This window comes from Moraxella sp. VT-16-12 (assembly GCF_002224245.2).
Classification (GTDB): Bacteria; Pseudomonadota; Gammaproteobacteria; order Pseudomonadales; family Moraxellaceae; genus Moraxella.
The window spans coordinates 198345-223101 of record NZ_NKHK02000001.1 but is presented as its reverse complement, the minus strand read 5'-3'; the positions used below and the strand labels follow the sequence as shown (position 1 = coordinate 223101).

20 protein-coding genes, 1 tRNA gene and 1 pseudogene are annotated in these 24757 nt (G+C 44.6%); 17 read left to right on the top strand and 5 right to left on the bottom strand.

What is annotated here, in order from left to right; translation table 11 throughout:
- Positions 1-40 precede the first annotated feature (40 nt).
- From CEW93_RS01045 to CEW93_RS01035, 3 genes are all read right to left on the bottom strand, one after another.
- Positions 41-475: a hypothetical protein gene (locus CEW93_RS01045; protein ID WP_089538568.1), complete on the bottom strand. Its 435-nt coding sequence runs from the start codon at positions 473-475 to the stop codon at positions 41-43.
- 134 nt (positions 476-609) lie between these two features.
- Complete coding sequence (map, locus tag CEW93_RS01040) at positions 610-1404, bottom strand: type I methionyl aminopeptidase (protein WP_186727860.1); 795 nt, start codon at positions 1402-1404, stop codon at positions 610-612.
- Between the two features lie 35 nt (positions 1405-1439).
- Positions 1440-1589: a lipoprotein gene (locus CEW93_RS01035; protein WP_089538569.1), complete on the bottom strand. Its 150-nt coding sequence runs from the start codon at positions 1587-1589 to the stop codon at positions 1440-1442.
- Between the two features lie 232 nt (positions 1590-1821).
- Here CEW93_RS01035 and CEW93_RS01030 point away from each other — a divergent pair, with 232 nt between their 5' ends.
- Both CEW93_RS01030 and pta read left to right on the top strand, forming a co-directional pair.
- Positions 1822-3003, top strand: coding sequence for an acetate/propionate family kinase (locus tag CEW93_RS01030; RefSeq protein ID WP_089538570.1), 1182 nt, complete (start codon positions 1822-1824; stop codon positions 3001-3003).
- Positions 3004-3496: 493 nt separating this feature from the next.
- Positions 3497-4540, top strand: a pseudogene (gene pta / locus CEW93_RS01025) (phosphate acetyltransferase); the annotation flags it as partial.
- A gap of 72 nt (positions 4541-4612) precedes the next feature.
- Here the strand turns inward: pta and CEW93_RS01020 are convergent.
- Positions 4613-4703: transfer RNA gene (locus tag CEW93_RS01020), tRNA-Ser, on the bottom strand.
- A gap of 137 nt (positions 4704-4840) precedes the next feature.
- Here CEW93_RS01020 and CEW93_RS01015 point away from each other — a divergent pair.
- The 4 genes from CEW93_RS01015 (at position 4841) to CEW93_RS01000 (ending at position 9301) form a co-directional block, all read left to right on the top strand.
- Positions 4841-5872: an ABC transporter substrate-binding protein gene (locus tag CEW93_RS01015; protein WP_089538572.1), complete on the top strand. Its 1032-nt coding sequence runs from the start codon at positions 4841-4843 to the stop codon at positions 5870-5872.
- Positions 5873-5990: 118 nt separating this feature from the next.
- On the top strand, positions 5991-6512 hold the full coding sequence (locus CEW93_RS01010) for a hypothetical protein (RefSeq protein ID WP_089538573.1): 522 nt from the start codon (positions 5991-5993) through the stop codon (positions 6510-6512).
- 112 nt (positions 6513-6624) lie between these two features.
- Positions 6625-8685: an excinuclease ABC subunit UvrB gene (uvrB, locus tag CEW93_RS01005; RefSeq protein WP_089538574.1), complete on the top strand. Its 2061-nt coding sequence runs from the start codon at positions 6625-6627 to the stop codon at positions 8683-8685.
- A gap of 10 nt (positions 8686-8695) precedes the next feature.
- Complete coding sequence (locus CEW93_RS01000) at positions 8696-9301, top strand: uracil-DNA glycosylase family protein (RefSeq protein ID WP_089538575.1); 606 nt, start codon at positions 8696-8698, stop codon at positions 9299-9301.
- On the opposite strand, the gene CEW93_RS00995 is transcribed toward CEW93_RS01000, so the two are convergent.
- Positions 9258-10025 (bottom strand): IclR family transcriptional regulator, encoded by a 768-nt coding sequence (locus tag CEW93_RS00995; RefSeq protein WP_089538576.1) that lies wholly within the window; start codon positions 10023-10025, stop codon positions 9258-9260. The two genes, CEW93_RS01000 and CEW93_RS00995, sit on opposite strands and share 44 nt — an antisense overlap.
- A 135-nt stretch (positions 10026-10160) precedes the next feature.
- Between CEW93_RS00995 and CEW93_RS00990 the strand changes: the two genes are divergently transcribed.
- The 11 genes from CEW93_RS00990 to CEW93_RS00940 all read left to right on the top strand — a co-directional run bounded on the left by CEW93_RS00990 (position 10161) and on the right by CEW93_RS00940 (position 24663).
- Positions 10161-11618 carry an NAD-dependent succinate-semialdehyde dehydrogenase gene (locus tag CEW93_RS00990; protein WP_089538577.1) on the top strand — a complete coding sequence of 486 codons (1458 nt, stop codon included), beginning with the start codon at positions 10161-10163 and terminating at the stop codon, positions 11616-11618.
- A gap of 171 nt (positions 11619-11789) precedes the next feature.
- A complete protein-coding gene (gabT, locus tag CEW93_RS00985; protein ID WP_089538578.1) occupies positions 11790-13046 on the top strand; it encodes a 4-aminobutyrate--2-oxoglutarate transaminase in 1257 nt (418 codons plus the stop codon).
- A 50-nt stretch (positions 13047-13096) separates the two neighbouring features.
- Complete coding sequence (locus CEW93_RS00980) at positions 13097-14578, top strand: APC family permease (RefSeq protein WP_089538579.1); 1482 nt, start codon at positions 13097-13099, stop codon at positions 14576-14578.
- A gap of 130 nt (positions 14579-14708) precedes the next feature.
- Complete coding sequence (locus tag CEW93_RS00975; RefSeq protein ID WP_089538580.1) at positions 14709-15806, top strand: endonuclease/exonuclease/phosphatase family protein; 1098 nt, start codon at positions 14709-14711, stop codon at positions 15804-15806.
- A gap of 192 nt (positions 15807-15998) precedes the next feature.
- Positions 15999-17174 carry an acyl-CoA dehydrogenase gene (locus tag CEW93_RS00970; RefSeq protein ID WP_089538581.1) on the top strand — a complete coding sequence of 392 codons (1176 nt, stop codon included), beginning with the start codon at positions 15999-16001 and terminating at the stop codon, positions 17172-17174.
- Between the two features lie 24 nt (positions 17175-17198).
- Positions 17199-18368 (top strand): CaiB/BaiF CoA-transferase family protein, encoded by a 1170-nt coding sequence (locus CEW93_RS00965; RefSeq protein ID WP_089538582.1) that lies wholly within the window; start codon positions 17199-17201, stop codon positions 18366-18368.
- A gap of 96 nt (positions 18369-18464) precedes the next feature.
- Positions 18465-19184 carry a DUF4189 domain-containing protein gene (locus tag CEW93_RS00960; protein ID WP_089538583.1) on the top strand — a complete coding sequence of 240 codons (720 nt, stop codon included), beginning with the start codon at positions 18465-18467 and terminating at the stop codon, positions 19182-19184.
- Between the two features lie 185 nt (positions 19185-19369).
- Complete coding sequence (locus CEW93_RS00955) at positions 19370-20197, top strand: RnfABCDGE type electron transport complex subunit B (RefSeq protein WP_186727859.1); 828 nt, start codon at positions 19370-19372, stop codon at positions 20195-20197.
- The gene (locus tag CEW93_RS00950) at positions 20190-21467 is read left to right on the top strand and encodes a DUF2868 domain-containing protein (RefSeq protein ID WP_089538585.1); all 1278 of its coding nucleotides are present in this window, start codon (positions 20190-20192) and stop codon (positions 21465-21467) included. The genes CEW93_RS00955 and CEW93_RS00950 overlap by 8 nt, the downstream gene beginning before the upstream one ends.
- Before the next feature lie 244 nt (positions 21468-21711).
- Positions 21712-22851, top strand: a complete 1140-nt coding sequence (gene asd / locus CEW93_RS00945) for an aspartate-semialdehyde dehydrogenase (protein ID WP_089538586.1) — start codon at positions 21712-21714, stop codon at positions 22849-22851.
- Between the two features lie 471 nt (positions 22852-23322).
- Positions 23323-24663, top strand: a complete 1341-nt coding sequence (locus CEW93_RS00940; protein ID WP_089538587.1) for a FimV family protein — start codon at positions 23323-23325, stop codon at positions 24661-24663.
- Positions 24664-24757: the final 94 nt, after the last annotated feature.

Here is a 24757-nt window from a genome sequence, read left to right as displayed (position 1 = left end):
GTTATCAAATATGGGTAATTAACAATAAATTTATCTAAAACTATCCAAAAACTAAATTAATAAAATTATGCTCATATAAAGCACCGTGTTCATCAAGGCATATTTTGCTAACAAACAAATAATCAATCCAATCAGTATTTGGTAATAGCTTGTTTAGCTCATTAACAATATCCATCTCTGATTTGTATTGAAAGTTTCTTTGTAATAAATTATTCACCAAAGAAATGACATATTGGTCTCTTTTATATTCATCAGACAGTTGATATTGCTCAATTTTATCAAAAAATACATGACTAACAAAGCCATCATTTGAATCAAAACAATCATTGCTCCAAAAGATATAATCGCTCCATTTAGGGTCAATGATGAGTTTATCAAGCTTAGTATAAATCCTATTTATTTCTTCTTCTGAATAATCGCCTTTTATCAGCTCATTGATTAAATGGGTGATTGTTTCTTTTTGAGCGTTATCCATGTTGTCTTATTATCCTTTTTTAATCAAATTTAATATAAAAAATAAAATGCTCAATCTTCACAGATAATTTAATCATGACGATTTATTAAAGCAAAAACATTAAAAAGGACAAGACTGACTTGCCCTTTATTTGCTTAGCTTTTCACCCAACTTAAATCTTCATCAGGTCTGCCTGTGGTGATGATACAGCCATTGTCAGTAACAATGAGCGTATGCTCCCATTGGGCGGAGAGCTTGCGGTCTTTGGTAATAGCAGTCCAGCCGTCTTTCATGATTTTGGTTTGCCAAACCCCTTGGTTAATCATCGGCTCAATGGTCAAAGCCATGCCTGTTTTTAGGATGGTGCCTGTGCCAGCTTTGCCATAATGTAAGACTTGGGGCTCACAGTGAAATGACTTACCAATACCATGCCCACAAAACTCACGCACGATACTAAACCGCTCAGGCTCAACCACTTTTTGAATGGCAGCCCCAATATCACCAAGGCGTGCACCATTTTTGACCACGCTAATGCCTGCATAAAGAGCGTCTTGGGCGGTTTTACACAAGCGTTTTGCCATGATGGAGCCTTCACCAATAATCCACATCGCTGATGTGTCGCCATAGTAGCCATCTTTGATGACAGTAACGTCAATGTTGATGATGTCGCCATCTTTTAACACACGCTCATGGTCTGGCATACCGTGGCACACCACATGATTGATGGACGTGCATAGGGTATAAGGATAGCCTTTGTAGTTTAGGCAAGCAGGTATGGCGTTTTGTACTTCGGTGATGTGTTTGTATGCCAAGTCATCCAAAAATCCTGTGCTAACACCTGCTTTGACGTGGAGGTCTAGGATTTGTAGTACTTCGGCGGCAAGTTGTCCTGCCACTTTCATTTTTTCTATGTCATCTGCATTTAGCAAAGGAATGTTTTGATTAATCATAAAATTTCTCAATAATTTTTTACAATCAGCCGTCATTAAAAATCATTTGGGTCATCACTGATGACAGGCTCTGTATGCTCTGTTTTTGGCAAATCACTGGGCTGCTGTTGGGGCAAATACAACGCCCCTTTTTGTCCGCAAGCGACCAAACTTGTGGCAATGATGGCAAAAATAATGGCTTTCATGGTATGGTTTAAGGTGGTTAATTTGGCGTATATTGTAGCACAAATCAGCCCACAAACGAAATCTTGACCCAGCGACAAAATTTACCACGAAACCCCAAAAAAAGACTAAAAAAACCCAACAACTAGTGTTATAATGCCTTTGCTCTGATGATTTTGGAGCAAATTGGCTCATCATTTTATCTGTCGGTGAGCTTAGCTAAACCAGCCCAGACCGCTTAAAAAAGGAAATTTTATGACTTTAACCAACCCAACCTTAGTACTAAATTGTGGCTCGTCATCCATCAAATACGCACTCATCAGTGAAGATGGTAATACACGCATTGAAGGCTTGGCAGAAGCCCTAGGGAACAATGATGCACGCATTAAACACACACATCTTGATGGCACCAAAGAAGAGATTAGCCTACCTGGGGCTACCCATCAGCTTGCCCTACAAAAAATCCTAGCACTCATTGAGCAATATCACCCCGTAGCGGTTGGTCATCGTGTGGTACATGGCGGTCGTGAGTTTTCATCGGCAGTTAAAGTTGATGACCATGTATTAAGCGAAATCAAACGCCTATCTATCCTTGCTCCATTGCACAACCCTGCTAACGCTGCTGGCATTGAAGCGGTGCTTGCCATCTATCCTGATTTGCCACAAGTGGCGGTATTTGATACAGCATTTCACCAAAGCATGCCCGATGTCGCTTATCGCTATGCCATTCCCAAAGAGCTTTATGAAAAAGACCGCATTCGCCGTTATGGCTTTCATGGCTCATCACACGCCTATGTCTCAAATCGTGCCAGCGAATTGACCAACCAAGAAGGCACGCACGGCTGGTTGGTGGCTCATTTGGGTAACGGCTGCTCAGCCACCGCCGTTTATAATGGTGAAAGTTTAGACACTTCTATGGGTCTGACGCCACTTGAAGGCTTGATGATGGGCACTCGCTCAGGTGATGTGGACCCAAGTTTGCACATTCATCTGCATCGCACACTTGGTTTATCCATTGAAGAGATTGATACCTTGCTCAACAAAAAAAGTGGGCTTTTGGGTGTCTCTGGTCTTTCTAATGACATGAGAACCGTAGAACAAGCCGCCAAAGAAGGCAATCAAGATGCCGCTCTTGCCTTAGAACTGTTCGCTTATCGGGTGGCAAAATACTTGGCAGGTCTAAGCTGTGCCCTACCAAGTCTCACAGGCATTGCGTTTACAGGTGGCGTGGGCGAAAACGCCGTTGGTATGCGTACCAAAATTTTAAGCCATTTGCGTCATTTTGGCATTGTGCTTGATGAAGCCAAAAACGCTGAGCTGTCTCGTGGAGCAGAAGGCAGTTTCCATGCCGATGATTCAGCCGTTGAGCTGTGGGTTATCCCAACGGACGAAGAATACCAAATCATGAGTGAAACTCGTGCGGTGCTAGGTCTATAAACCAAAAAGTTGGATGATTATCTGACTTTTAGCTGATATATTTTTAATACATAAAGGACATTTTATGAAAACATTACTTTTAGTGCCTACTACTGGTAATATCAACATGGACACACTTGCTCAAAATGTCGCCAAACTGGTGGACGCTGAGCTACTTGCCACCCCAAGCCATGATGAGCTCAGTGCTGCCATTGGTGATAACAACCTAGATGATTTGCTAGAACAAGTGGTGGCTCGTCAAAGTGCTCCTGTCAGTGTGATGGTGGGTGTGCTGGTGGATGAAAACACCCCTTTTGCCAACAGAGTAAACCGTGAGCTTGCCACAGGTTTTGATGCTGATGTCATCATGGTGGGTGATGATTTTGCTCGTTTGCCTGTGTTTGCTTCTTTGTTTGGTGGGCTAAAAGGCAAACGCATTTGGGGTGTGATTGGCACCGAAGAGTTGTCAGGTAAAGTGCAAGTACTGGCACGTACTGACAAAGGTGGTAACCTATCTGAGATTGATACAGGGGCTTTTGATGCCTACAAAACCGCTGACCGCACCCAAAAACTCTCACCCTATGCGTTTCGCAACCAAGTGGTTCGCCTTGCCCAAAACGCCAAAAAACGCATTGTTTTGCCAGAAGGTGATGAGCCACGTACCATTGAAGCGGCGGCAATTTGCCAAAGCCGTGGTATTGCCCAATGTGTGTTATTAGGCGACCCTGCCAAAATTCGTGCCGTTGCCGAAGAACGTGATGTTACGCTACCTGATGGCATTGAGATTATTGAGCCTAGCACAGTGATTGAAAAATATGTCGCCCCCATGGTGGAACGTCGCAAGGGTAAGCTAGATGAAGAAGGTGCAAGAGCTGCTCTACAAGACACCGTCTATCTTGGCACCATGATGTTACAAGTGAGCGATGTTGATGGTTTGGTCTCTGGTGCGGTACACACCACGGCTGACACCATTCGTCCAGCCTTTCAGCTCATTAAAACTGCCCCAGAGTATAGCTTGGTATCTAGTGTGTTCTTTATGCTATTGCCTGAGCAAGTGGTGGTGTATGGCGACTGTGCAGTCAATCCAAACCCCACTGCCGAACAGCTTGCTGAGATTGCCATTCAATCTGCCCAGTCCGCCCAAGCCTTTGGCATTGACCCCAAAGTGGCACTGATTAGCTACTCCACCATGAACTCAGGCTCTGGCGAAGATGTGGAAACTGTCAAATCCGCCCTACAAATCGTCCGTGAAAAAGCTCCTGAGCTAAAAGTTGATGGCCCGCTACAATTTGATGCTGCCAGCGTGCCAAGCGTGGGCAAACAAAAAGCCCCCAACTCGCCTGTGGCAGGTGAAGCCAATGTGTTTATTTTCCCTGATTTGAACACGGGTAACACCACTTATAAAGCCGTACAACGTACCGCAGGTGTCATCAGCGTAGGTCCTATGCTACAAGGCTTAAACAAGCCTGTCAATGACCTATCTCGTGGCTGTTTGGTGGATGACATTGTTTACACCATTGCTTTGACTGCCATTCAAGCGGTTGGTGATAACGCATAACACGCCCACAAAAAAAGCAGACTTAATTGAGTCTGCTTTTTTATCACATCATCAAATGTGTTTGGTATATCTTGGCGGTGATGGAGAGATTCGAACTCTCGATACGCTATTAACGTATACACACTTTCCAGGCGTGCGCTTTCAACCACTCAGCCACATCACCAATCGGGCGTATTATAATCCATCTTAGCCAAATTTGCAAAAACTTTTGGTATTTTTTTAAAATCTAAAAAATTCAAATTGTCATCGCCTAAAACTTACAGTAAAATGACTGATTGTTACTAGTTTTTAGGATTTATCATGACTGCTCATAAGTTATCCGCCCTAGCTTTTTGTACTGCCTTGCTTTTTGGCTGTACTCAAAACACCCCACAAAACGAACAAGCTCAAACCCCACAAAACGAGCAAAAACCTGCCAAAACCGTTGCCATCAGTGCCATTGTAGAACACCCATCATTAGACGACATTCGCCGTGGCGTGATACATGGTTTGGGCGAGCTGGGCTACAAAGAAGGTCAAAATCTTACCATCAATTTTCAATCCGCCCAAGGCAACATGGCAACCGCAGGGCAAATCGCCAAGCAATTTGTTGCTGATAATCCTGATGCCATTGTCGCCATCTCCACACCCACCGCCCAAACGCTTGCCTCTGCCACCCAAAGCATTCCGCTAGTTTATACAGCCGTCTCTGACCCTGTTGCCGCCAAACTCATTGATGATAAAGGGGTTGCCACCCAAGCCAATATCACAGGATTATCCAGCGAGTTACCACTTGCACCACAAATCGCCCTATTTACCAAAGTCAAACCTGATGCCAAACGTATTGGCTTTGTATATAGCTCAGGTGAGATGAACTCAGTATCACTCAAAGAGCAGTTAGCAGTAGAGCTACCTAAGCATGGCATGACATTGGTGGACATACCTGCCAACCGCTCCGCCGATGTTGCCTCTGCCACTCGTGCCTTAGATGGGCGAGCGGATTTGATTTATACTTCTTTGGATAATAACGTGGCATCTGCCATGGAAGCGATGGTTGCTGTTGCCAATGAGTTAAAAATTCCTGTCATCGCCTCTGATGAGTTTTCAGTCAGACGTGGGGCGACCGCCGCCTTGGGAGTCAATGACTTTGATTTTGGCATCACCACCGCCAAACTGGTCGCCACCGCCTTAGATGGCACACCACCTGCCCAAATCAAACCACAAGTGATGAACACACTCACCCTATACATCAGCCCAAAACATGCCCAAAATCAAGGAGTTACCCTTGATGAGACTCTATTAAAAGACGGCATCAATGTGGACACCACGCCTGCCAAAGCAGACCAAAAATAACACCAAAGCCAACCAATCCCCATCAATATGGGGATTTTTTTGTGAATGATAACAATTTATTTCTTTTAAATTACCCAAAAATCTGTTAAGGTATGCTCTTTTTAAATATGGAGCAACCATGAAAACCAAACTTGTTGTCGCCCTATCTTTGATGATAAGCCTATCCGCCTTTGCCAACCCTACGGACAAATCGCTAGAAGAGCTATCAAAGCACACCCCTTATGAAGCATTTTTTTATGAAATGGTAACAGAATCCATCATTGTTGACCGTGAAAATCTCATGTACGCCCTAGCTCAAAATACCAAGCTGACAGACAATGAACGCAATCAAGCCCTACAAATCTATGACAATTATGCCAAAGGTTTTTTAGACAGTTTAAACACACCTGCGGTTCAGGCTGAACTTAAAAAATCCTATCTGGCATCCGCCAAAAGCGTATTTAACCAAAACGAAGTCAATGCCCAACTGGCATTTTATGGCAGTACAGACGGTCAAAATGCTCTAAAAAAACGATCTGCCATGGTATCTACCTACCTAAATAATGCTAGCAACGCCACCAAAAATATCGCCGACAGCTACAAAAACAAGCACGCCAAAAAACTCCAAAGCGATTTGGACGTATTTTTACAAAAAAAATGACATCAAAACACCAACTGTCCGCCTTTTTGGGCGGATTTTTTAAGATGATTGATTGACCTTTTAAAATCACATTTTTACCCCATATTTAACAAAACACTTAATAAAACACGCCATGACCAACCCCACACGTCATCACCAACAACTGTCGCAACTTGCCAAACAGGACCAAAAACCCTTTCATCTTGTCAGCGACTATGCCCCCGCAGGCGACCAACCTGTTGCCATCAACAAGCTGGTCAATGGCGTGCTTGATGGCAAAAAAGAACAACTGCTTTTAGGGGTTACAGGTTCGGGCAAAACTTACACCATGGCAAAGGTCATTGCTCAGCTTGGGCGACCTGCCATCATCATGGCTCACAATAAAACCTTGGCCGCCCAGCTATACGGTGAATTTAAGGCGTTTTTTCCACATAATGCTGTGGAGTATTTTGTCAGCTATTATGATTATTATCAGCCAGAAGCCTATGTGCCTGCCAGCGACACTTTTATAGAAAAAGACAGTGCCATCAATGACCACATTGACCAAATGCGACTGTCTGCCACACGAGCATTGTTGGAGCGTCAAGATGCCATCATTGTCGCAAGTGTCTCTGCCATTTATGGTCTGGGCGACCCTGAAAGTTACCTAAAAATGCTTTTGCACATTGTGGTGGGTGATAGGATTGACCGCACCGCACTCATCAAACGTCTGGTAGAACTACAATACGAACGCAATGAGCTGGATTTTGGGCGTGGCACTTACCGCATTCGGGGCGAAACTTTGGACATTTATCCTGCCGAAAGCGAAAGTTTGGCTGTGCGTGTGCAAATGTTTGATGATGAAGTAGAAAGAATCATCTGGTTTGACCCTTTGACTGGCAAACATATCCGCACCATACCACGCATTACCATCTATCCCAAATCACATTATGTTACCCCAAAAGATAAGCTAGAACAGGCAAGCCAAAGTATCAAAGAAGAACTTGCCCAGCGTTTGGTATATTTTCATGATAATGACAAACTCATAGAAGCCCAACGTATCAAAGAGCGTACCCAATATGACCTTGAAATGATACAGCAGCTTGGCTACTGTAACGGCATTGAAAACTACTCACGCCACTTATCAGGGCGACCTGCGGGTGTCGCACCACCGACATTGTTTGACTATGTGCCATCTGATGCTTTGCTATTTATAGATGAAAGCCACGTTACTGTACCACAGATTGGGGCGATGTACAAAGGCGATAAAAGTCGCAAAGAGACACTGGTAAGTTATGGATTTCGCCTGCCATCTGCCGTGGATAATCGCCCCATGACTTTTGAAGAGTGGGAGCGAATAAAGCCACACACCATCTATGTGTCTGCCACACCTGCCGCCTATGAACTTGAACACGCTGAGCAAATTGTAGAGCAAGTGGTGCGTCCAACTGGTTTGATTGACCCTGTGTTAGAGATTCGCCCCGTGCTGACCCAAGTTGATGATGTGCTTGGTGAGATTAACATCAGAAAACCCCTAAACGAACGGGTACTGATTACCACTTTGACCAAACGTATGGCAGAAGATTTGACCAGTTATTTAAAAGAATATGGCATCAAAGTCGCCTATCTACATTCAGACATTGATACTGTGGAGCGTATGAAAATTATCCACGAATTACGCACAGGTGTACATGATGTGCTGGTGGGGATTAACCTGTTGCGTGAAGGGCTTGATATGCCAGAAGTGAGTTTGGTGGCGATTTTTGATGCGGATAAAGAAGGCTTTTTACGCTCAGAGCGGTCGCTCATTCAGACCATTGGGCGAGCAGCACGACACATTAACGGCAAAGCGATTTTGTATGCAGACAGCATCACCCCCAGTATGCAAAAAGCCATAGATGAGACCGAGCGCAGACGAGCCAAACAAATCGCCTTTAATCAAGAACACGGCATCACACCAAAATCCGCCAGCCGTGCAACCACCGATAAGATTGACACAGGAGAAGTTGCTGGCATTGAAGCCCCTGTGATGGAGCTACCACTATCCAACCTTGATGTGGAGATAGAGATTTTACAAAACCCCAAACTTCTTGCCAAAGAGATAGACCGCCTTGAAAAGCAAATGAAAGCCTTATCAAGTGAGCTTAAATTTGAAGAAGCGATGAAAGTGCGAGATAAAATGCTCTCATTAAAAACACAATTTAACAAAATATAAAAACAAAATCATGTCATCTGTTGAGTACCACCCCTTAGCTCCCTTTGTCATGCCCCATGCCAAAGTGCTGATATTAGGCAGTTTTCCCCCGCCACCTGCTCGTTGGGCGATGAGATTTTATTATCCTAACATCAATAATGATTTTTGGCGGATTATGGGCGTGGTGTTTTACCAAGATAAGGGGTATTTTATTGATGGTAAAACCTTTAAAGAACATCTCATCAAAGACTTTTTGTACCGACAAGGCATTGCCATCTATGACACCGCCAAAGCCGTCATTCGCCAGCAAGATAACGCATCTGATAAATTTTTGACCATTGTTGAAACAACAGACATCAAAGGGTTATTAAAGACTTTGCCAGATTGCACGCACATCATCACCACAGGCGAAAAGGCAACCAAAATTTTGCTTGGTGAATTTGGTCATACCCCAGCCCCAAAAATAGGACAGTCATCACCCCTATCCATCAATGGTAAAACCATCCGTTTGCACCGCTTGCCATCATCATCACGAGCATATCCTTTGGCATTAGAGCAAAAAGCACGTCATTATCAAGCGGTGTTTGCTCAAATCAACTTACCCCAAGCCCCCGCTCAATCTGCTGTGCCAAAGTGATGATGGCTTGACCGATGGTGTCTTTATGCTCATGGTACTCACTGTCAGATAATGACACCGCAATCCCAAGACGCACACCATCTTGACCCCTGATATATGTTCCCATGCACGTCATGCCAAGCCTAAGCTGACCATTATCAAGTGATAGACGAGTTTGTTTGATGTCATCAAATTCTGCTTTTAAACCATCAAAATCTGCCACACCCCGCTCTGTCAAAGGGGTGGGAAATTTGCCGTACATTGCCACCACTTTATCAAAAGGATACTGACTTAAAATTGCTTTGCCTGTCGCTGAAAACACTGCAGGCACACGCACGCCACGCCGAAAGACAAAATCTATCGCACTAGACCCTGCATGACTGCTCAAAAACACCGTCTCCCCATGCTCAAAATCCAAAGTGGATAAGGTGATGGTATAAGGCGTTAAAACATCAAAGCCCACCGCCATTTCATGAAACAGTGCCACCACGCCCTTTTCTACTTCAAATCGCCCTGCCCAGTACAACAGATACGAACCCAAACTAAATAAATGGTTGCCGTCTTTGTGCAACACACCTTTATTTGTCAGAACCTGCAAGATGTTGTGCGTGGTGGAGCGAGCCAAGGACAGCTCCTTAGCGATGGTGGCAGACGAGACAGGCGTGGGGCTTTTTGTAATAAAGTCCAAAATCTCAAAGGCTTTTTCTAAGGCAGGTACGCTGGTGGATTTAGGTTTGTCGCTCATACGGTTTCCAAATTGTTAAACTTAGGATAAAATCACTTGTATAAAATGATGAATGGTGCTAATATTGTACTGTATATTGAACATATATTCAATATATAGAACAAATTTTCAAAACTAATATCCCAAGGACGCACCATGAGCCTATCTTTAAAAAATCCTGACCTTTTTCAACAAAACGCCTTTGTGGCAGGTGTCTGGCAGTCCGCTCACTCTGGCGACACCTTAGATGTTAAAAACCCTTTTACAGGTGAGCGTATCGGCTGTGTGCCAAGTCTAAGTGCTGATGAAGCTAGCGAAGCTGTTCGTTTAGCTACGGTGGCTTTGGCAGCGTGGTCAGCCAAAAGCGTTCATGAGCGTGCAAAGATTTTACATCGCTGGGCGGATTTGATAGATGAAAATCTTGACGATTTGGCAATCATCATGACAAATGAGCAAGGCAAGCCCCTAAAAGAAGCAAGGGGCGAGGTAAGCTATGCCAACAGCTTTATCAGATGGTTTGCTGATGAGGCCAAACGTGTCTATGGTGATGTCATCGCCAGTCCAAACACCCGCCTTCGCTATGTGGTATTAAAACAGCCCATTGGCGTGTGTGCCGCCATCACCCCTTGGAATTTTCCAGCAGCGATGATTACCAGAAAAGTCGCTCCTGCCCTAGCAGCAGGTTGCACAATGATAGTCCGACCTGCCAGTGAAACGCCGTTTTCTGCCTTAGCCTTGGCTTATCTTGCCAAACAAGCAGGCATACCTGATGGCGTATTATCCGTCATCACAGGCAAATCTGGCAACATTGGCAAAGTGCTGACCGAAGATGACCGCATCAAAAAACTCTCCTTTACAGGCTCTACTGAAGTGGGGCGGATATTGATGGCACAATGTGCCAGCACCATCAAAAAACTGTCGCTAGAATTGGGGGGTAATGCACCCTTTATCGTCTTTGATGATGCCGACATTGATAAAGCCGTAGATGGAGCAATTACTTCCAAATACCGCAACGCAGGGCAAACGTGCGTGTGTGCCAACCGCATTTATGTTCATCGTACCATCAAAGATGAATTTATCAGCAAATTTAAAGCCCAAGTAGAAAGCCTAACCGTAGGCAATGGGCTTATTGATGGTGTGGACATTGGCTGTCTTATCAACCAAGACGCCCTACACAAAACCCAAACACTACTCAAAGATGCCACCGACAAAGGAGCAACCATCGTCACAGGTGGCACACCCCACCCCACGCACGCCACGTGTTTTTTACCAACCATCATCACCGACATCACCGATGAGATGCGTATTGCTCATGAAGAGATTTTTGCCCCCATCGCTCCTGTTTTTGTGTTTGATGATGAACAAGAAGTCATCAATCAAGCCAATGACACCATCTATGGATTGGCGGCTTATTTTTATACCAAAGACTTGGCACGGGCTTGGCGAGTGTCTGAAAGCCTAGAATATGGCATGGTCGCCCAAAACACAGGGCTACTGTCCACCGAAGTCGCCCCATTTGGCGGTGTCAAACAGTCAGGCTTTGGCCGTGAAGGCTCAAAATACGGCATAGATGAATACATCAGCACCAAATACTGGTGTTTGGACATCAGCTAATACCCAACCCTTGATAAGAAGTATTTATCAAGGGTTTTTTATTGGCAAAAACTTTTAAAATTTACAAAAAATTGATTGCCAAGACAGCAAAAATATGGTTTTATATGGATATATTCTATATATAGAACATTTGTTTATTATACAGAACAAAACCACCACAGGGAGTAATTCATGACCAATCAATCTTTGTTAGAACGCCGTAAAAAAGTTTTGCCCACAGGACTGGGTGTTGCTTTTGACATTTTTGCTGATAGTGCCAAAAATAGCGAAATCATTGATGTAGAAGGCAACCGCTATATTGATTTTGTGGGTGGCATCTCCGTACTGAACACAGGGCATAGCCATCCGCAAATCGTCAATGCCGTAAAAGCTCAGCTTGACCGTTTTTCACACACTTCTGCTCAAATCGTGGGTTATGAAAGCTACGTGGAGCTGTGCGAAAAGCTGTGTGAACTTGCCCCCATCACAGGCGACAAAAAAGCGTTTTTGCTCACCACAGGGGCAGAAGCCGTAGAAAACGCCATCAAAGTCGCTCGTGCCAAAACAGGTCGGGCTGGGGTGATTGCATTTAGTGGTGGCTGGCACGGTCGCACCTTGCTGGCAATGGGGCTGACAGGCAAGGTTGTGCCCTACAAAAAGAATTTTGGTCCTATGCCACCGTCCATCTATCACGCACCTTTTCCTTGTGTGGAAAACAACATCACAGAAGATGACGCACTGCGTGGACTTGATATGATTTTTAAATGCGACATTGACCCATCAGAAGTGGCAGCGATGATTATTGAGCCTGTACAAGGCGAAGGGGGCTTTCATCAGCTTACCCCATCATTTGCCAAAGCACTCCGTGATGTGTGTGATAAACATGGCATCGTGTTGATTTTTGATGAAGTGCAATGCGGATTTGGGCGGACAGGCACGCTCTTTGCCAGTGAACAGCTTGGCGTGGAGCCTGATGTCATGACCTGTGCCAAATCTATGGCAGGTGGCTTTCCCATCTCGGCACTGATTGGGCGTGCTGACATCATGGACGCTCCGCAGGTCGGTGGCTTAGGTGGCACTTATGCAGGCTCACCACTTGGCACGGTCGCTGCCTTAGAAGTCATCAAAATCATCAAAAACGAAAACCTACTTCAAAAATCCCAAGACATTGGTCATAAAATGGCAACATTTTTAAATGCCCTAAACTCGCCTGCCATCAGTCATGTCCGCCATAAAGGCGCCATGCTTGCCTTTGACTTGGTAGATAAAGATGGTAATCCTGATGTAGATGCCACCAATGCCCTAAAAAAGCACGCCTTTGAACATGGCTTACTGCTTGCTTCTTGTGGCACACACTTTAATACCATCAGAGTCATGATGCCTTTAACCATACCAGATGATGTGTTTGATGAAGCCTTGCAGATTATCAAAACGTTTTTTAAGGATTGATGATTTAAAAGTTTTGAGCAACACATTGGTCTGATTAAAAGGAGTTTATCATGACGGATAATTTTAAAAAATCTCTTAGTACCGTGGACATCATTGCCCTAGCTTTTGGGGCAATGGTTGGTTGGGGGTGGGTTGTTTTGGCAGGTGGCTGGGTAGCATCAGCAGGTCTTTGGGGTGCTGTCTTGGCGTTTTTGCTTGGCGGATTTGCAGTGATACTCATCGGCTTTGCCTATGCTGAGCTTGCAGCTTGTATGCCCATCACAGGTGGGGAACACACCTACACACACCGAGCCTTTGGGGTACACATCTCGTTTTTGTGTTCATGGAGCATTTTGTTTGGTTATTTATCAGTGGTCGCCTTTGAAGCGGTGGCACTACCTACGGTGATTGAATACCTTATCCCCAACTACAACCAAGGCTATATGTACAATATTGCAGGTTGGGACGTGTACGCCACTTGGGTGCTTGTGGGTATGGTAGGCTCTATTTTGGTTACCTACCTAAATGTTCGTGGCATGGAAGTAGCGGCATGGTTTCAAAAATTGGCGGTCGTTGGCATCTTACTTGTGGGTATTGGGCTATTTGTTGGGGCATTATTATTTAACCCAAACGCCAACCTATCTAATCTTGCCATACCAAACTTCATCAATGGCACCGCAGGGATTATGACCGTCATCATCATGGTGCCATTTATGTTTGTTGGTTTTGATGTCATACCCCAAGCTGCCGAAGAGATAGACCTGACTCGCCCCCAAATCGGTCTGTTTCTTATCGTCTCGCTCATCATGGCAGTCATGTGGTACATGGGTATCGCTTGGAGTGTTGGACATACCCTAAATTTAGAGCAAGCCCAAAACTCATCGCTTGCCACCGCCGATGCCATGAGTAATGCTTGGAATTCCACTTGGGCGGGCAGATTGCTTGTTGTTGGTGGTGTGCTGGGCATCATGTCAAGCTGGAACGCGTTTTTAATCGGTGGCAGTCGCTTAATGTTTGCCATGGCAAAAGCTCACATGCTTCCCAACGCCCTTGCCAAACTACACCCAAAATACAACACCCCTGCCAATGCCATCATCTTAATTGGCGGTCTTGCCACCCTTGCTCCGCTTTTTGGGCGTAAATCGTTGGTGTGGATTGTGGACGCAGGTGGCATAGGCATTGTCATCGCTTACACTTGTGTGGCGGCAGCGTTTTTATATTTGCGTTACAAAGAACCAAATATGGTCAGACCGTTTAAAGTGCCTTTTGGTAAAGCCGTTGGCATTTTGACACTCATCATCAGTATCGCCATGTTTGCTTTGTATCTGCCTGTTTCACCATCCGGGCTAGGAAAAGTGGAATGGGGCATCTTTGGGGTATGGTTTGTGCTTGGGATTGTGTTATATGCTCATGCTACCACCAAAAATCCCGGCAAAAGCAAAGCCTTTATGGACGATGAGATTCGTGCCATTAAAGAAGCCAATCAAATTTGGCTCAAAGAAAACAGTGTTGGCAGTTTCGCCCTAAACAATCAATCTAAAAAGTCCATTTAATACCACACATCACCTGATGACTGTCAGCACGGTCATCAGGCATTGCTCAAAACATCCAAGACACCACACCCCCACCAATGGCGATTTTTATCAAAATTTGCTATCATAGGCTTTTTATGTTGGGAATATTATGATATTAACATGGTGGGATTGTTTGTTATTGTTGTTTGTGCTGATGCCAGTGGTGGCAACACTTTTACCACTTATCAAGCATGACCATTGGGTATTTCGCATTTTTGATTTTCCCCGATTACAAATCGCCATCGTCAGTCTGATTAGTCTGCCTGTTAGCTTATGGCTTGCCCTATCACATCATCATTTGTTTTGGTTTTTGGTGATGGTTGGCACCGTTTGTCTGGTATATCAACTCATCCAAATCATCGCCTACACACCCCTAGTGCGTCCAGAAGTTGCCGTTTATCGTGGCAAAGAAGATTTACGCACCTTGTCATTATTAACGTCTAATGTCCTGACTGACAACCACAATGCCCATCTGTTGATTGAGCAAATACACCAAAAACAGCCTGACATTGTGCTTACCTTAGAAAGCGATGACTGGTGGCAAGAACAACTGTCCATACTTGAACATCACGGATATACTTATACCGTCCAAATCCCCCTTGACAATCTGTATGGCATGCACCTATACAGTCGCCTTGAACTAAAAGACAGTGAAATACGCCATTGGGTTACCGAAGACATACCATCCATCAAATCCAAACTCAAACTTCGCTCAGGAGAATGGATTTATATCTACTGCCTACACCCCATGCCCCCAAGCCCCACCGAATCCGCCACCGCCACCGACCGAGATGCTGAACTGCTACTTGTGGGGCGTGAGATTGAACACATGGACGAGCCTGTGTTGGTGTTTGGTGATTTAAATGACGTGGCTTGGTCATCAACTTCAAAACTGTTTCAAAAAATCAGTGGACTGCTTGACCCGCGCAAAGGTCGTGGACTGTTTAACACCTTCCACGCCAAATACCCCCCTTTACGTTGGCCACTTGACCACATTTTTCACAGTCATGATTTTTTGATGATTGACATACAAGTGTTGCCTGATGTTGGCTCTGACCATTTTCCTGTTTATGGTAAATTTCAATACCACCCAAAAGCCACGCTTATCCAACAAGAACCCGAAGCGGACAAACAAGACATCAACGAAGCCATAGAAAAAATCGCCAAAAGCGACCCCATCAAAGACGTGGTGAGAAAAAAATATTAAGGCATTTTCACCATCATCGCCTGATGTGGTGTGGCTTGCTAATGTTGGTCAAAATATCCCAAAATCATCTGACAAAACCCCTTTACAAATCATCAAATATCTGTTTAAATAAGCTCATGTTTTTTATATAGAACCATTGTTCATTATATTGAACAAATCTCACCGACAAAATCTTTAATACAGGAGTATCTCATGAGCTTTGTGCCTTTTGACTGGCAAGATGCCTTAAATCTCAACAGCCTTTTAAGCGATGATGAACGCATGGTGTATGACACCGCCAAGGACTTTTGTCAAAAAGAGCTGATGCCAAACATCATCAACGCCAACCGACATGAGCATTTTGACCCCACCATCATGCGTCAGATGGGCGAGCTTGGACTGCTTGGCATGACAATAGATGGCTACGGCTGTGCTGGCATGAGCCATGTGGCATATGGCTTGGTCGCTCGGGCGGTAGAAAGCGTGGATTCAGGATATCGCTCGGCGATGAGCGTACAATCAAGCCTTGTCATGCACCCCATTTATACTTATGGCACAGACGAACAAAAACAAAAATACCTACCCAAACTTGCCACTGGTGAGTACATTGGCTGTTTTGGTTTGACCGAACCTGATGCAGGCTCTGACCCTGCGGGTATGAAAACACGTGCCAAAAAAGTCCAAGGTGGCTATGAGCTGACAGGCACTAAAATGTGGATAACCAATTCACCCATCGCTGATGTGTTTGTGGTTTGGGCAAAAGATGATGATGGTGAGATTCGTGGTTTTATCCTAGATAAAGGCACAAAAGGTCTATCCGCCCCTAAAATAGACGGTAAATTTTCATTAAGAGCGTCCATTACTGGCGAGATAGTCATGGATAAGGTCTTTGTGCCAGAAGAAAACGCCTTTCCTGAGATTCGTGGGCTAAAAGGTCCGTTTGGCTGCCTAAATAAAGCTCGTTATGGCATTGCGTGGGGGGCGATGGGGTCAGCAGAGTTTTGTTTTAACGCCGCTCGCACCTACACACTAGAACGCAAACAGTTCAGTCGCCCCTTAGCAAACACCCAACTGGTTCAGCTTAAACTTGCTGACATGATGACTGAGATTAACTTAGGACTGCACGCCGCTTTACAAGTCGGTCGTTTGATGGACGATGACAAAGTTGCTCCACCAATGATTTCACTCATCAAACGCAACAACTGTGGTAAAGCCCTAGCCATCGCTCGCACGGCTCGTGATATGCACGGTGGTAATGGCATTCATGATGAGTTTCATGTCATCCGCCACGTCATGAACCTAGAAGCGGTCAATACCTATGAAGGCACACATGACATTCATGCTTTGATACTTGGAAGAGCCATCACTGGCTTGCAGGCATTTTCTTAATCCAAAACCAATCAAGGACATCTTATGACCCCAAACTCCCCAATCTCACCTAAGGCACTAGATGGCATTAAAGTTGTTGATTTATCTCGTGTGCTGGCAGCCCCTTCTGCCACGCAGATTTTGGCGGATTTTGGGGCGGACGTGATAAAAATAGAACGCCCTGATGTCGGCGATGAAACCCGCCATTGGAATCCGCCCAATTTTATAGATACAGATGGCACAGCCACCAGTGCTTATTTTGCCACCATCAACCGCAACAAACGCTCTCTCACCCTTGACATCACCAGCGACTACGGACAATCGGTCATCAAAGAGCTTATCAAAGATGCTGATGTGTTTGTGGAAAATTTTAAAGTGGGTAATCTTGCCAAATATGGGTTAGACTACGACAGCCTAAGTGCCATTAATCCCCGCCTTATTTATGCGTCTTTGACAGGTTTTGGGCAAACTGGCACAGATGCCCACAAAGCAGGCTATGACTATATCATACAAGGTCTGTCAGGTTTGATGAGTATCACAGGCGAGACAGATGGGCAGCCACAAAAAGTTGGGGTTGCGGTGGTGGATTTGTTTTCAGGCTTACAACTGACCGTGGGGATTTTAACCGCCTTATATGCTCGCACACACACAGGGGTCGGTCAGCACGTGGACGTAGCATTGTTTGACAGCTCGCTTGCCATGCTTGCCAATGTTGGCATGAATCATCTGGCAACAGGCACAAGACCACCCAGATTGGGCAACGCCCATGCCAGTATCGTGCCCTATCAAGTCTTTGGGGCAAGTGATGGTCATTTTATCATCGCGTGTGGGAATGACGGTCAGTTTGTCAAGCTCTGTCAAGCACTTGGGCAAGATTGGCATACTGATGAACGCTTTGCCACCAACCCTGACCGTGTCGCCCACCGAGATACGCTCATTCCCATCATGCAAGCGGTGTTTGATGCCCACCCCCGAGCTTATTGGCTTGATTTATTAGAAAAATCAGGCGTGCCATGTGGCTCTATCAACAGCATTGATGAAGCCCTAAATCTACCCCAAACCCATGACCGTCAAATGGTGGTTTCTTTTAAAAACAGCCCCATCAAAACCTTAGGTAATCCCATTAAACTCTCTGCCACACCTGCCACCTATCGCCGTCCACCACCTACACTTGGGCAGGATAATGATGAGATTTTCTCCAAAATCACCAAATAAATTACTCAAAACACCCAATGTACTTAACATACTTAATTTTTTGTGATGACTGTGCTATCATACAGTTATATTAATTTACTGTCTTAGGGTCAAACAATGAAACACATCATTGGTGTATGTTTAGTGGCGTTGATGGTCATTATCATGGGGGCTCATGCCAGCGATTACGCCAGTAAAAAAGGCTTAAAAGGCTATCACATTAATAGTCTGATTAGTCATTGGGGCAGTCCTTATTCTGTCAAAGGCAATAAATACACATGGAAAGATTGTACTTATACAGGCTATGTCATCACCAACTGCCAATATGGTAACTGTCGTAGCCACAAAGAAACCACTTGTTGCTATCAGATACTCACCACCGATAAAGACGGTGTTATTACCAATTATAGCGAACGTGGTCAAGGTTACTGCTTTAACCCTGTAAACTACGACACCCTAGCCCAAAACAAACGCTATGCTGATAAAATGTATGGCACTTTGGGGCTTTTTGAAGGTGCAGACGGTTTTGTCCGCTATACTTACACCATCGAAACCAGCAAAACTGTCGCAGACAACTATGTAAATAACAATTGTCAAGGCAAATGTGCCAAGACCATCAGTTTTGATAATGCCTGCATTGCTTTGATTGTACCAAAAAATACCACACAGGGTCAAAGAAAAATCAGCGATTTGTTTTATGATGTTAATAAAGATGGCAACAAATCCCTACAAAAAGCTCTAAAAAACTGCGAAAAACAACATGGTCAAGCTCAATGCCAAGCTCTGACTGCTTGGGGAGATAATAGCACGCATATTTGCACATCAACTTTTCGTTAATAACTCACCTAAAACAAAAGATGGACATGGATGGTCCATCATTTTTGGTTTGTAACGTCCTGCTTATGAGCAGTCATTACCCACTCAAAACATCTTGTAACAAAAAATTAAATACCCAAAACCCTACCTGCACCCAAAAAAACAGGTATAATATTAGGTTTATCAAAAATCACTAAGAGAACATTTTGACCGCACCACCAAAGCCAACTTTGCCTGTGTTGTTTTGCTCGCTTGCCTTGGATAAATGTAGCGATGACGAACGAGCATTGATTGCCAAGATTGATGACATACTGCCCCAAACCCAATGTGGTTTGTGTGGTCATCATGACGGCTGTTTGCCTTATGCCTATGGCATTGTGGTTGTTGGTGAAGCTCACAATTTGTGCGTACCGGGCGGTCAAGCGGTAACCGATGAGATTTTTAAGCAGTTAGCCCCACACCGCCCCACACCTGTATTATCTGCCACCCCAAGCAAATGGCAAACCAACCCTGCCACCAATCGCCCCCAAGAAGTACGAGCAGTTATTGATGAAAGCGAGTGTATCGGTTGTACCAAATGTCTGCCTGCGTGTCCTGTGGATGCTATCATTGGCACCGCCAAGCACATGCACACCATCATCACCGACCTGTGCACGGGCTGTGAGCTGTGTTTGCCCCCTTGCCCTGTGGACTGCATCAGTCTTGTACCACATCATCGCACACTGACAGACACTGCACGCCAGCAAGAGCAAACCCACCTAAAAAAACGCTACCATCAACACCTAAATCGTGTTGCAAAAACCATGACAGACGGCACAAAACCTGTTGTCAATGCCATAGAATCCGCCATCAGCAGTGCCATCAGCACGCCCACCCAAATAGATAAAACCATTGCCAAAAACACCATTGAACTTGCCAAAATTCGCACCCAAATAAAAAAACTCACCAAACAGCTTGCTGTGCGTGATAATCCTGCCACTCGCCAACAGCTCAACGAACTCAACGCCAAACTGACCGCTTTGTCCCATGACTAATCACAACCCCAAACTTAGCCCCCACACCCACAAACACCTAGAACTGGTCAGACGACTAGAAAACGGCTCTCACCTATTTGCCACCAGCCCAAAATCCGCCACTGCCACTGCCAAACAAACAGATGGTACACCGATGGAAAAACTGGTCAAACGTGCCACACTCATAGACAGCGATGGCAAACTCAAATCCGCCCTACACAAAGGCAAATTTTTGGTGAGTATCACCACCCAAGTATATAGCACGTCTTATTTTTTATTGGGTTTTTTGGGGGTGCTTGGGCTGCTTAGTACGCATTTTATCAGCTTTTTTTATGTATTGGTGGGACTGCTTGGTTATCACACATTAACCTTGCTGGTGTGGCTTATTGGTCTTAGAAAAACACACAACTACGCCATCATCTATCTGCTTTTGGACAAATTAAAACCCAAAAAACCCGTAGAGCGAAGTGCGTTTGAGATTTACGTAGAAGAGTTTGAAAAAAACGACCGTTTTCGGGTGGGTGCAATCGTTCATCGGGCGTGGTTGTTTGGTCTGATGGGAAGTTTGCTTGCCCTACTTTTGTTGTTTTCCTTTAAAAGCTATGCCTTTGTTTGGGAATCCACCTTACTCAACGACAGCCATTTTGCCACCGTTTTGGCATTTCTTGGATTTTTGCCAAAAATATTTGGTTTTGATGTGCCAAATTTTAGCGAACTTATCCACAAAACTGCCACACCTGCCAGCCTTGCCATACTGATGATGGCAAGCGTGGTGTTTTATGGCATCATTCCTAGATTTTGTGCCTATCTTTATTGCTTATTCAATGCCCGTCAGTCCTTTAAAATTGACCAAAATTTATACTATTATCAACAACTGCTCCACCAATTCAACCAAGACATCATCGACAAAGATGACTACACGCCCCACGCCCCACAAATTGCCAAACCCATCATACATACAGCCACCAAAGTGGTAGCAACCTTAGAACGCCCTGCCCCAAACAACTGGTATCACATACAAAACGCCCAAGACATCAAAGAGATTGGCGTGCTAGACAACAAAGACGAGCTGACACACGCCATCAACACCGCCAACGAATTACAAGCACAGCTTCATTTGGGGATTGACCTAAAATCCCTACCTGATAGGGGTATGTTACGCAAACTTGATGGCTTATTACAAAATTGCCAGTTTGGGGTAATGGTGGAATTTTTTGGTGAAGGCGAGCATTTATCAGCTTGGCAAGATGCCCTAAATGCCCGAGCCGTACCCATCATTGAAGTGGGTTAATAATGCTAAATGCCATTAAAAAAACCCAATTTTTCAAAATTGGGTCTGGGTACTTAACAAAATAGCAATCCTAGCCGTTGTTATGAGTTCATTATAACGGTTTTACCCACCCAAATCATCAGCCAAAAACGTCATGATTTGTCAGTTTTTGCTGACAATGTATAAAAAATGACAAAAAAGACTTGATTTTTTCGTCATAAAAGGGCATATTTATGAGTTTTACAAACATTTTTAAGGGGTTTTTATGTCTGACAAATTAACCGTTGGTCTGGTTGGCTGGCGTGGTATGGTTGGCTCGGTACTCATGAATCGCATGATTGAAGAAGGTGATTTTGAACATTTTACGCCTGTGTTTTTTTCAACCAGTAACGCAGGTGGACAAGCCCCTGATTTTGGCGGCGTGATTGCCAATGCTGGCACGCTAAAAGATGCCAATGACATCAGCGAGCTTGCCAAATGCGATGTCATCATCACTTGCCAAGGTGGCGACTATACCAAAGCGGTGCACCCTGCATTGCGTGATGGTGGCTGGGCAGGCTATTGGATTGATGCAGCCAGCTCACTTCGCATGGAAGATGACGCCATCATCATCTTAGACCCCATCAATCGTGATGTCATTGATGCTGCCTTAGCCAATGGCAAAAAAGACTTTATTGGTGGCAACTGCACCGTATCACTCATGTTGATGGCAATCGGCGAGCTGTTCCGCCGTGATTGGGTGGAGTGGGTATCTGCCATGACTTATCAAGCAGCAAGTGGTGCTGGTGCTGCCAATATGCGTGAGCTGATTGCTGGCATGGGCGTACTACATGACAGCGTGGCAGACAAACTGGCTGACCCTGCCAGTGCAATTTTACAGATTGACCACATCATTGCCAACACGCAGCGTAGCGACAGTTTTCCAAAACAGCAGTTTGGGGCAGTCTTGGCAGGCAGTTTAATTCCTTATATTGACAGTCAGCTTGATAATGGGCAATCTCGTGAAGAATGGAAGGGGCAAGCTGAAACCAACAAAATCCTTGGCAAAGCTGATGACGATATCATCAATATTGATGGGATTTGTGTGCGTATCGGGGCGATGCGTTGCCACTCTCAGGCTTTGACCATCAAACTTAAAAAAGACATTCCGTTGGCCGATATTGAACAAGCTTTGATTGACAGCAAAAACCCATGGCTTGATGTCGTACCAAACAACAAACCCGACAGCATGGAGCGTCTGACCCCTGTGGCAGTAACTGGCACTTTAAATGTTGCGGTTGGCCGTTTGCGTAAGATGAACATGGGTGGCGAGTATTTGACTGCATTTACTGTGGGCGACCAGCTTTTGTGGGGAGCGGCCGAACCACTTCGCCGTATGCTTGCCATCCTTCAAAAACGCATTTAATGGCTTGTATATTGATTAATTTTTAATTCATTATTAACAAAAACCTACTTTATTATAGAGTGGGTTTTTGTATGTTTATATGATAACAATCTATATTTACACTTAGTATCTCTTTGTAAAAAATAATATGAAGAAAAATTAAACAAATACGATTAAAATATGAGTAAAATATTTAACCAAATTAACAAAATAAACTGCTTAAAATTAACAATAAATCTTTATAAATTCAAAGAGATGGTTATGATGTATTAATAAGTAATTTTAAAATAATTCACCATTTTTATGAGCTGGCATAGTAATTGCAAATAAAATCATAAGTTAAAGTTTTTCGTTTTAAGTGCAGTTTAACACCATACTTTTGCAAATCATCAAAATGCACTGGTATTTCATGGCAGATTTTGTTATAAAGAATATATAACTAAGAGCCGTCATGGCGGTGTCATTCACTTACTAATACTCAAAAGGATAATTATGTCTTGGCACAAACCGTATCGTACCACCCTAATTCGTCAAGCAGTACTCGTTTCTTTGCTTGGTACGACCAGTCTGCACGCTAATGCCATCAGTCTAGGTCAAGCCAACATCACATCAGCACAGCATGAGCCTTTGTCTGCAACCATTGATGTGTCAGACATTGATGCCAAAAATTTTAACGCAAGTTTGGCGACTGCTGACATTTACCAACAAATGGGGCTATCTGCTGACACCAAGATTCACGTTAAGTTTACCCCCACATCGGACACATCAGGTAAAATCACGCTCACTTCAAGCACGCCAATTGCCACCCCTTTTGCTGATGTGGTACTCAACCTAAACAACAACGGTCAGCAGCTCATTGAGCCACAAACACTACTGATGCCACTGCCATCAGGTAGCACATTTAGCCTGCCTGAAAAACAGCCACAAATGACCGCATCAGATACCACCAGCAACCTGCCCACAGTCAGCCCCATGGCAGATGACCCTGTATCCACTCCTGTTGTTTCTGCCAACACCAACGCACCACAGGTGGCAAAGGTTACGCCTTCAAAAGCCAATGTCCAACAGGACATCGTCAGTGAAGAAATCTCTCGCCATGCCTACCCACAAGGGCAAGCACCTACCACGCCCAAATCAGAGCTAAGCACTCAAAATACCACCGCAGAAGCTGTCAGCAAACCTGACACCAAGCAAGCCCAAAGCAAAGCGACCTATGTTGTACAAAGTGGCGACAGCCTATGGAGCATTGCCAACGAGATTGCCAAAGCAAATAACCTAAAAGTCGGTCAGGTCATGAAAGCCATTCATGAAGCCAATCCAAGTGCGTTTAGTCATGGCAAAATGAATCAGCTTAAAGCCAAGGCAAGCCTAAATTTGCCTGAATATGACGTGGTTTTATCGCAAAAAGCCATTGAAGATGCCATTGCAAGTAAACGTCAGCACAATGACAGCGAGCGTGTTGCTAAGGCAAAAACCAAAAAAAGTGCCAAACCCACCACAACTGCTAAGAAAAACACCACTCGCCGTGATAGTCAAATCACCGCTCGTCCCGCCAAAAAAGCCCTGCCCAAAGCTCAGGTTACCCTAGTAACACCAAGTCAGCAAGGCAAAGCAACAGGCACAAATACCAAAGCCACCCAAACAGCAGTAACTGGTGGTAATGAGAATTTGGTTGGCACACTTAAAAACACTCGCAACAAAACTGCCACCAGTGCCAGACACATCAGCAGTCTAAACCAAGAGCTGTCTGCTGCCACTCAAAAACTGCAATTACAAAACCAAAAATTGGCTGAACTGGAAGCTCGCCTAAGAACCCTAAAAAGCCAACAATAAGCACACAGGGTCTGGTTTAACTTGGCAGGTGGTTTAAATATGATAAAATTCCATCATATTGACCACTTGCCATTATCAAGTGTTCTGCTTGATT

Coding starts and splice junctions, on each gene's coding strand:
- CEW93_RS00980 (WP_089538579.1), top strand. CDS start 13,097: ATGACGGATAATTTTAAAAAATCTCTTAGTACCGTGGACATCATTGCC.
- CEW93_RS01010 (WP_089538573.1), top strand. CDS start 5,991: ATGAAAACCAAACTTGTTGTCGCCCTATCTTTGATGATAAGCCTATCC.
- asd (WP_089538586.1), top strand. CDS start 21,712: ATGTCTGACAAATTAACCGTTGGTCTGGTTGGCTGGCGTGGTATGGTT.
- CEW93_RS00965 (WP_089538582.1), top strand. CDS start 17,199: ATGACCCCAAACTCCCCAATCTCACCTAAGGCACTAGATGGCATTAAA.
- CEW93_RS00990 (WP_089538577.1), top strand. CDS start 10,161: ATGAGCCTATCTTTAAAAAATCCTGACCTTTTTCAACAAAACGCCTTT.
- gabT (WP_089538578.1), top strand. CDS start 11,790: ATGACCAATCAATCTTTGTTAGAACGCCGTAAAAAAGTTTTGCCCACA.
- CEW93_RS00950 (WP_089538585.1), top strand. CDS start 20,190: ATGACTAATCACAACCCCAAACTTAGCCCCCACACCCACAAACACCTA.
- uvrB (WP_089538574.1), top strand. CDS start 6,625: ATGACCAACCCCACACGTCATCACCAACAACTGTCGCAACTTGCCAAA.
- CEW93_RS01015 (WP_089538572.1), top strand. CDS start 4,841: ATGACTGCTCATAAGTTATCCGCCCTAGCTTTTTGTACTGCCTTGCTT.
- CEW93_RS01000 (WP_089538575.1), top strand. CDS start 8,696: ATGTCATCTGTTGAGTACCACCCCTTAGCTCCCTTTGTCATGCCCCAT.
- CEW93_RS01045 (WP_089538568.1), bottom strand. CDS start 475: ATGGATAACGCTCAAAAAGAAACAATCACCCATTTAATCAATGAGCTG.
- CEW93_RS01035 (WP_089538569.1), bottom strand. CDS start 1,589: ATGAAAGCCATTATTTTTGCCATCATTGCCACAAGTTTGGTCGCTTGC.
- map (WP_186727860.1), bottom strand. CDS start 1,404: ATGATTAATCAAAACATTCCTTTGCTAAATGCAGATGACATAGAAAAA.
- CEW93_RS00960 (WP_089538583.1), top strand. CDS start 18,465: ATGAAACACATCATTGGTGTATGTTTAGTGGCGTTGATGGTCATTATC.
- CEW93_RS00970 (WP_089538581.1), top strand. CDS start 15,999: ATGAGCTTTGTGCCTTTTGACTGGCAAGATGCCTTAAATCTCAACAGC.
- CEW93_RS00975 (WP_089538580.1), top strand. CDS start 14,709: ATGATATTAACATGGTGGGATTGTTTGTTATTGTTGTTTGTGCTGATG.
- CEW93_RS01030 (WP_089538570.1), top strand. CDS start 1,822: ATGACTTTAACCAACCCAACCTTAGTACTAAATTGTGGCTCGTCATCC.
- CEW93_RS00995 (WP_089538576.1), bottom strand. CDS start 10,025: ATGAGCGACAAACCTAAATCCACCAGCGTACCTGCCTTAGAAAAAGCC.
- CEW93_RS00940 (WP_089538587.1), top strand. CDS start 23,323: ATGTCTTGGCACAAACCGTATCGTACCACCCTAATTCGTCAAGCAGTA.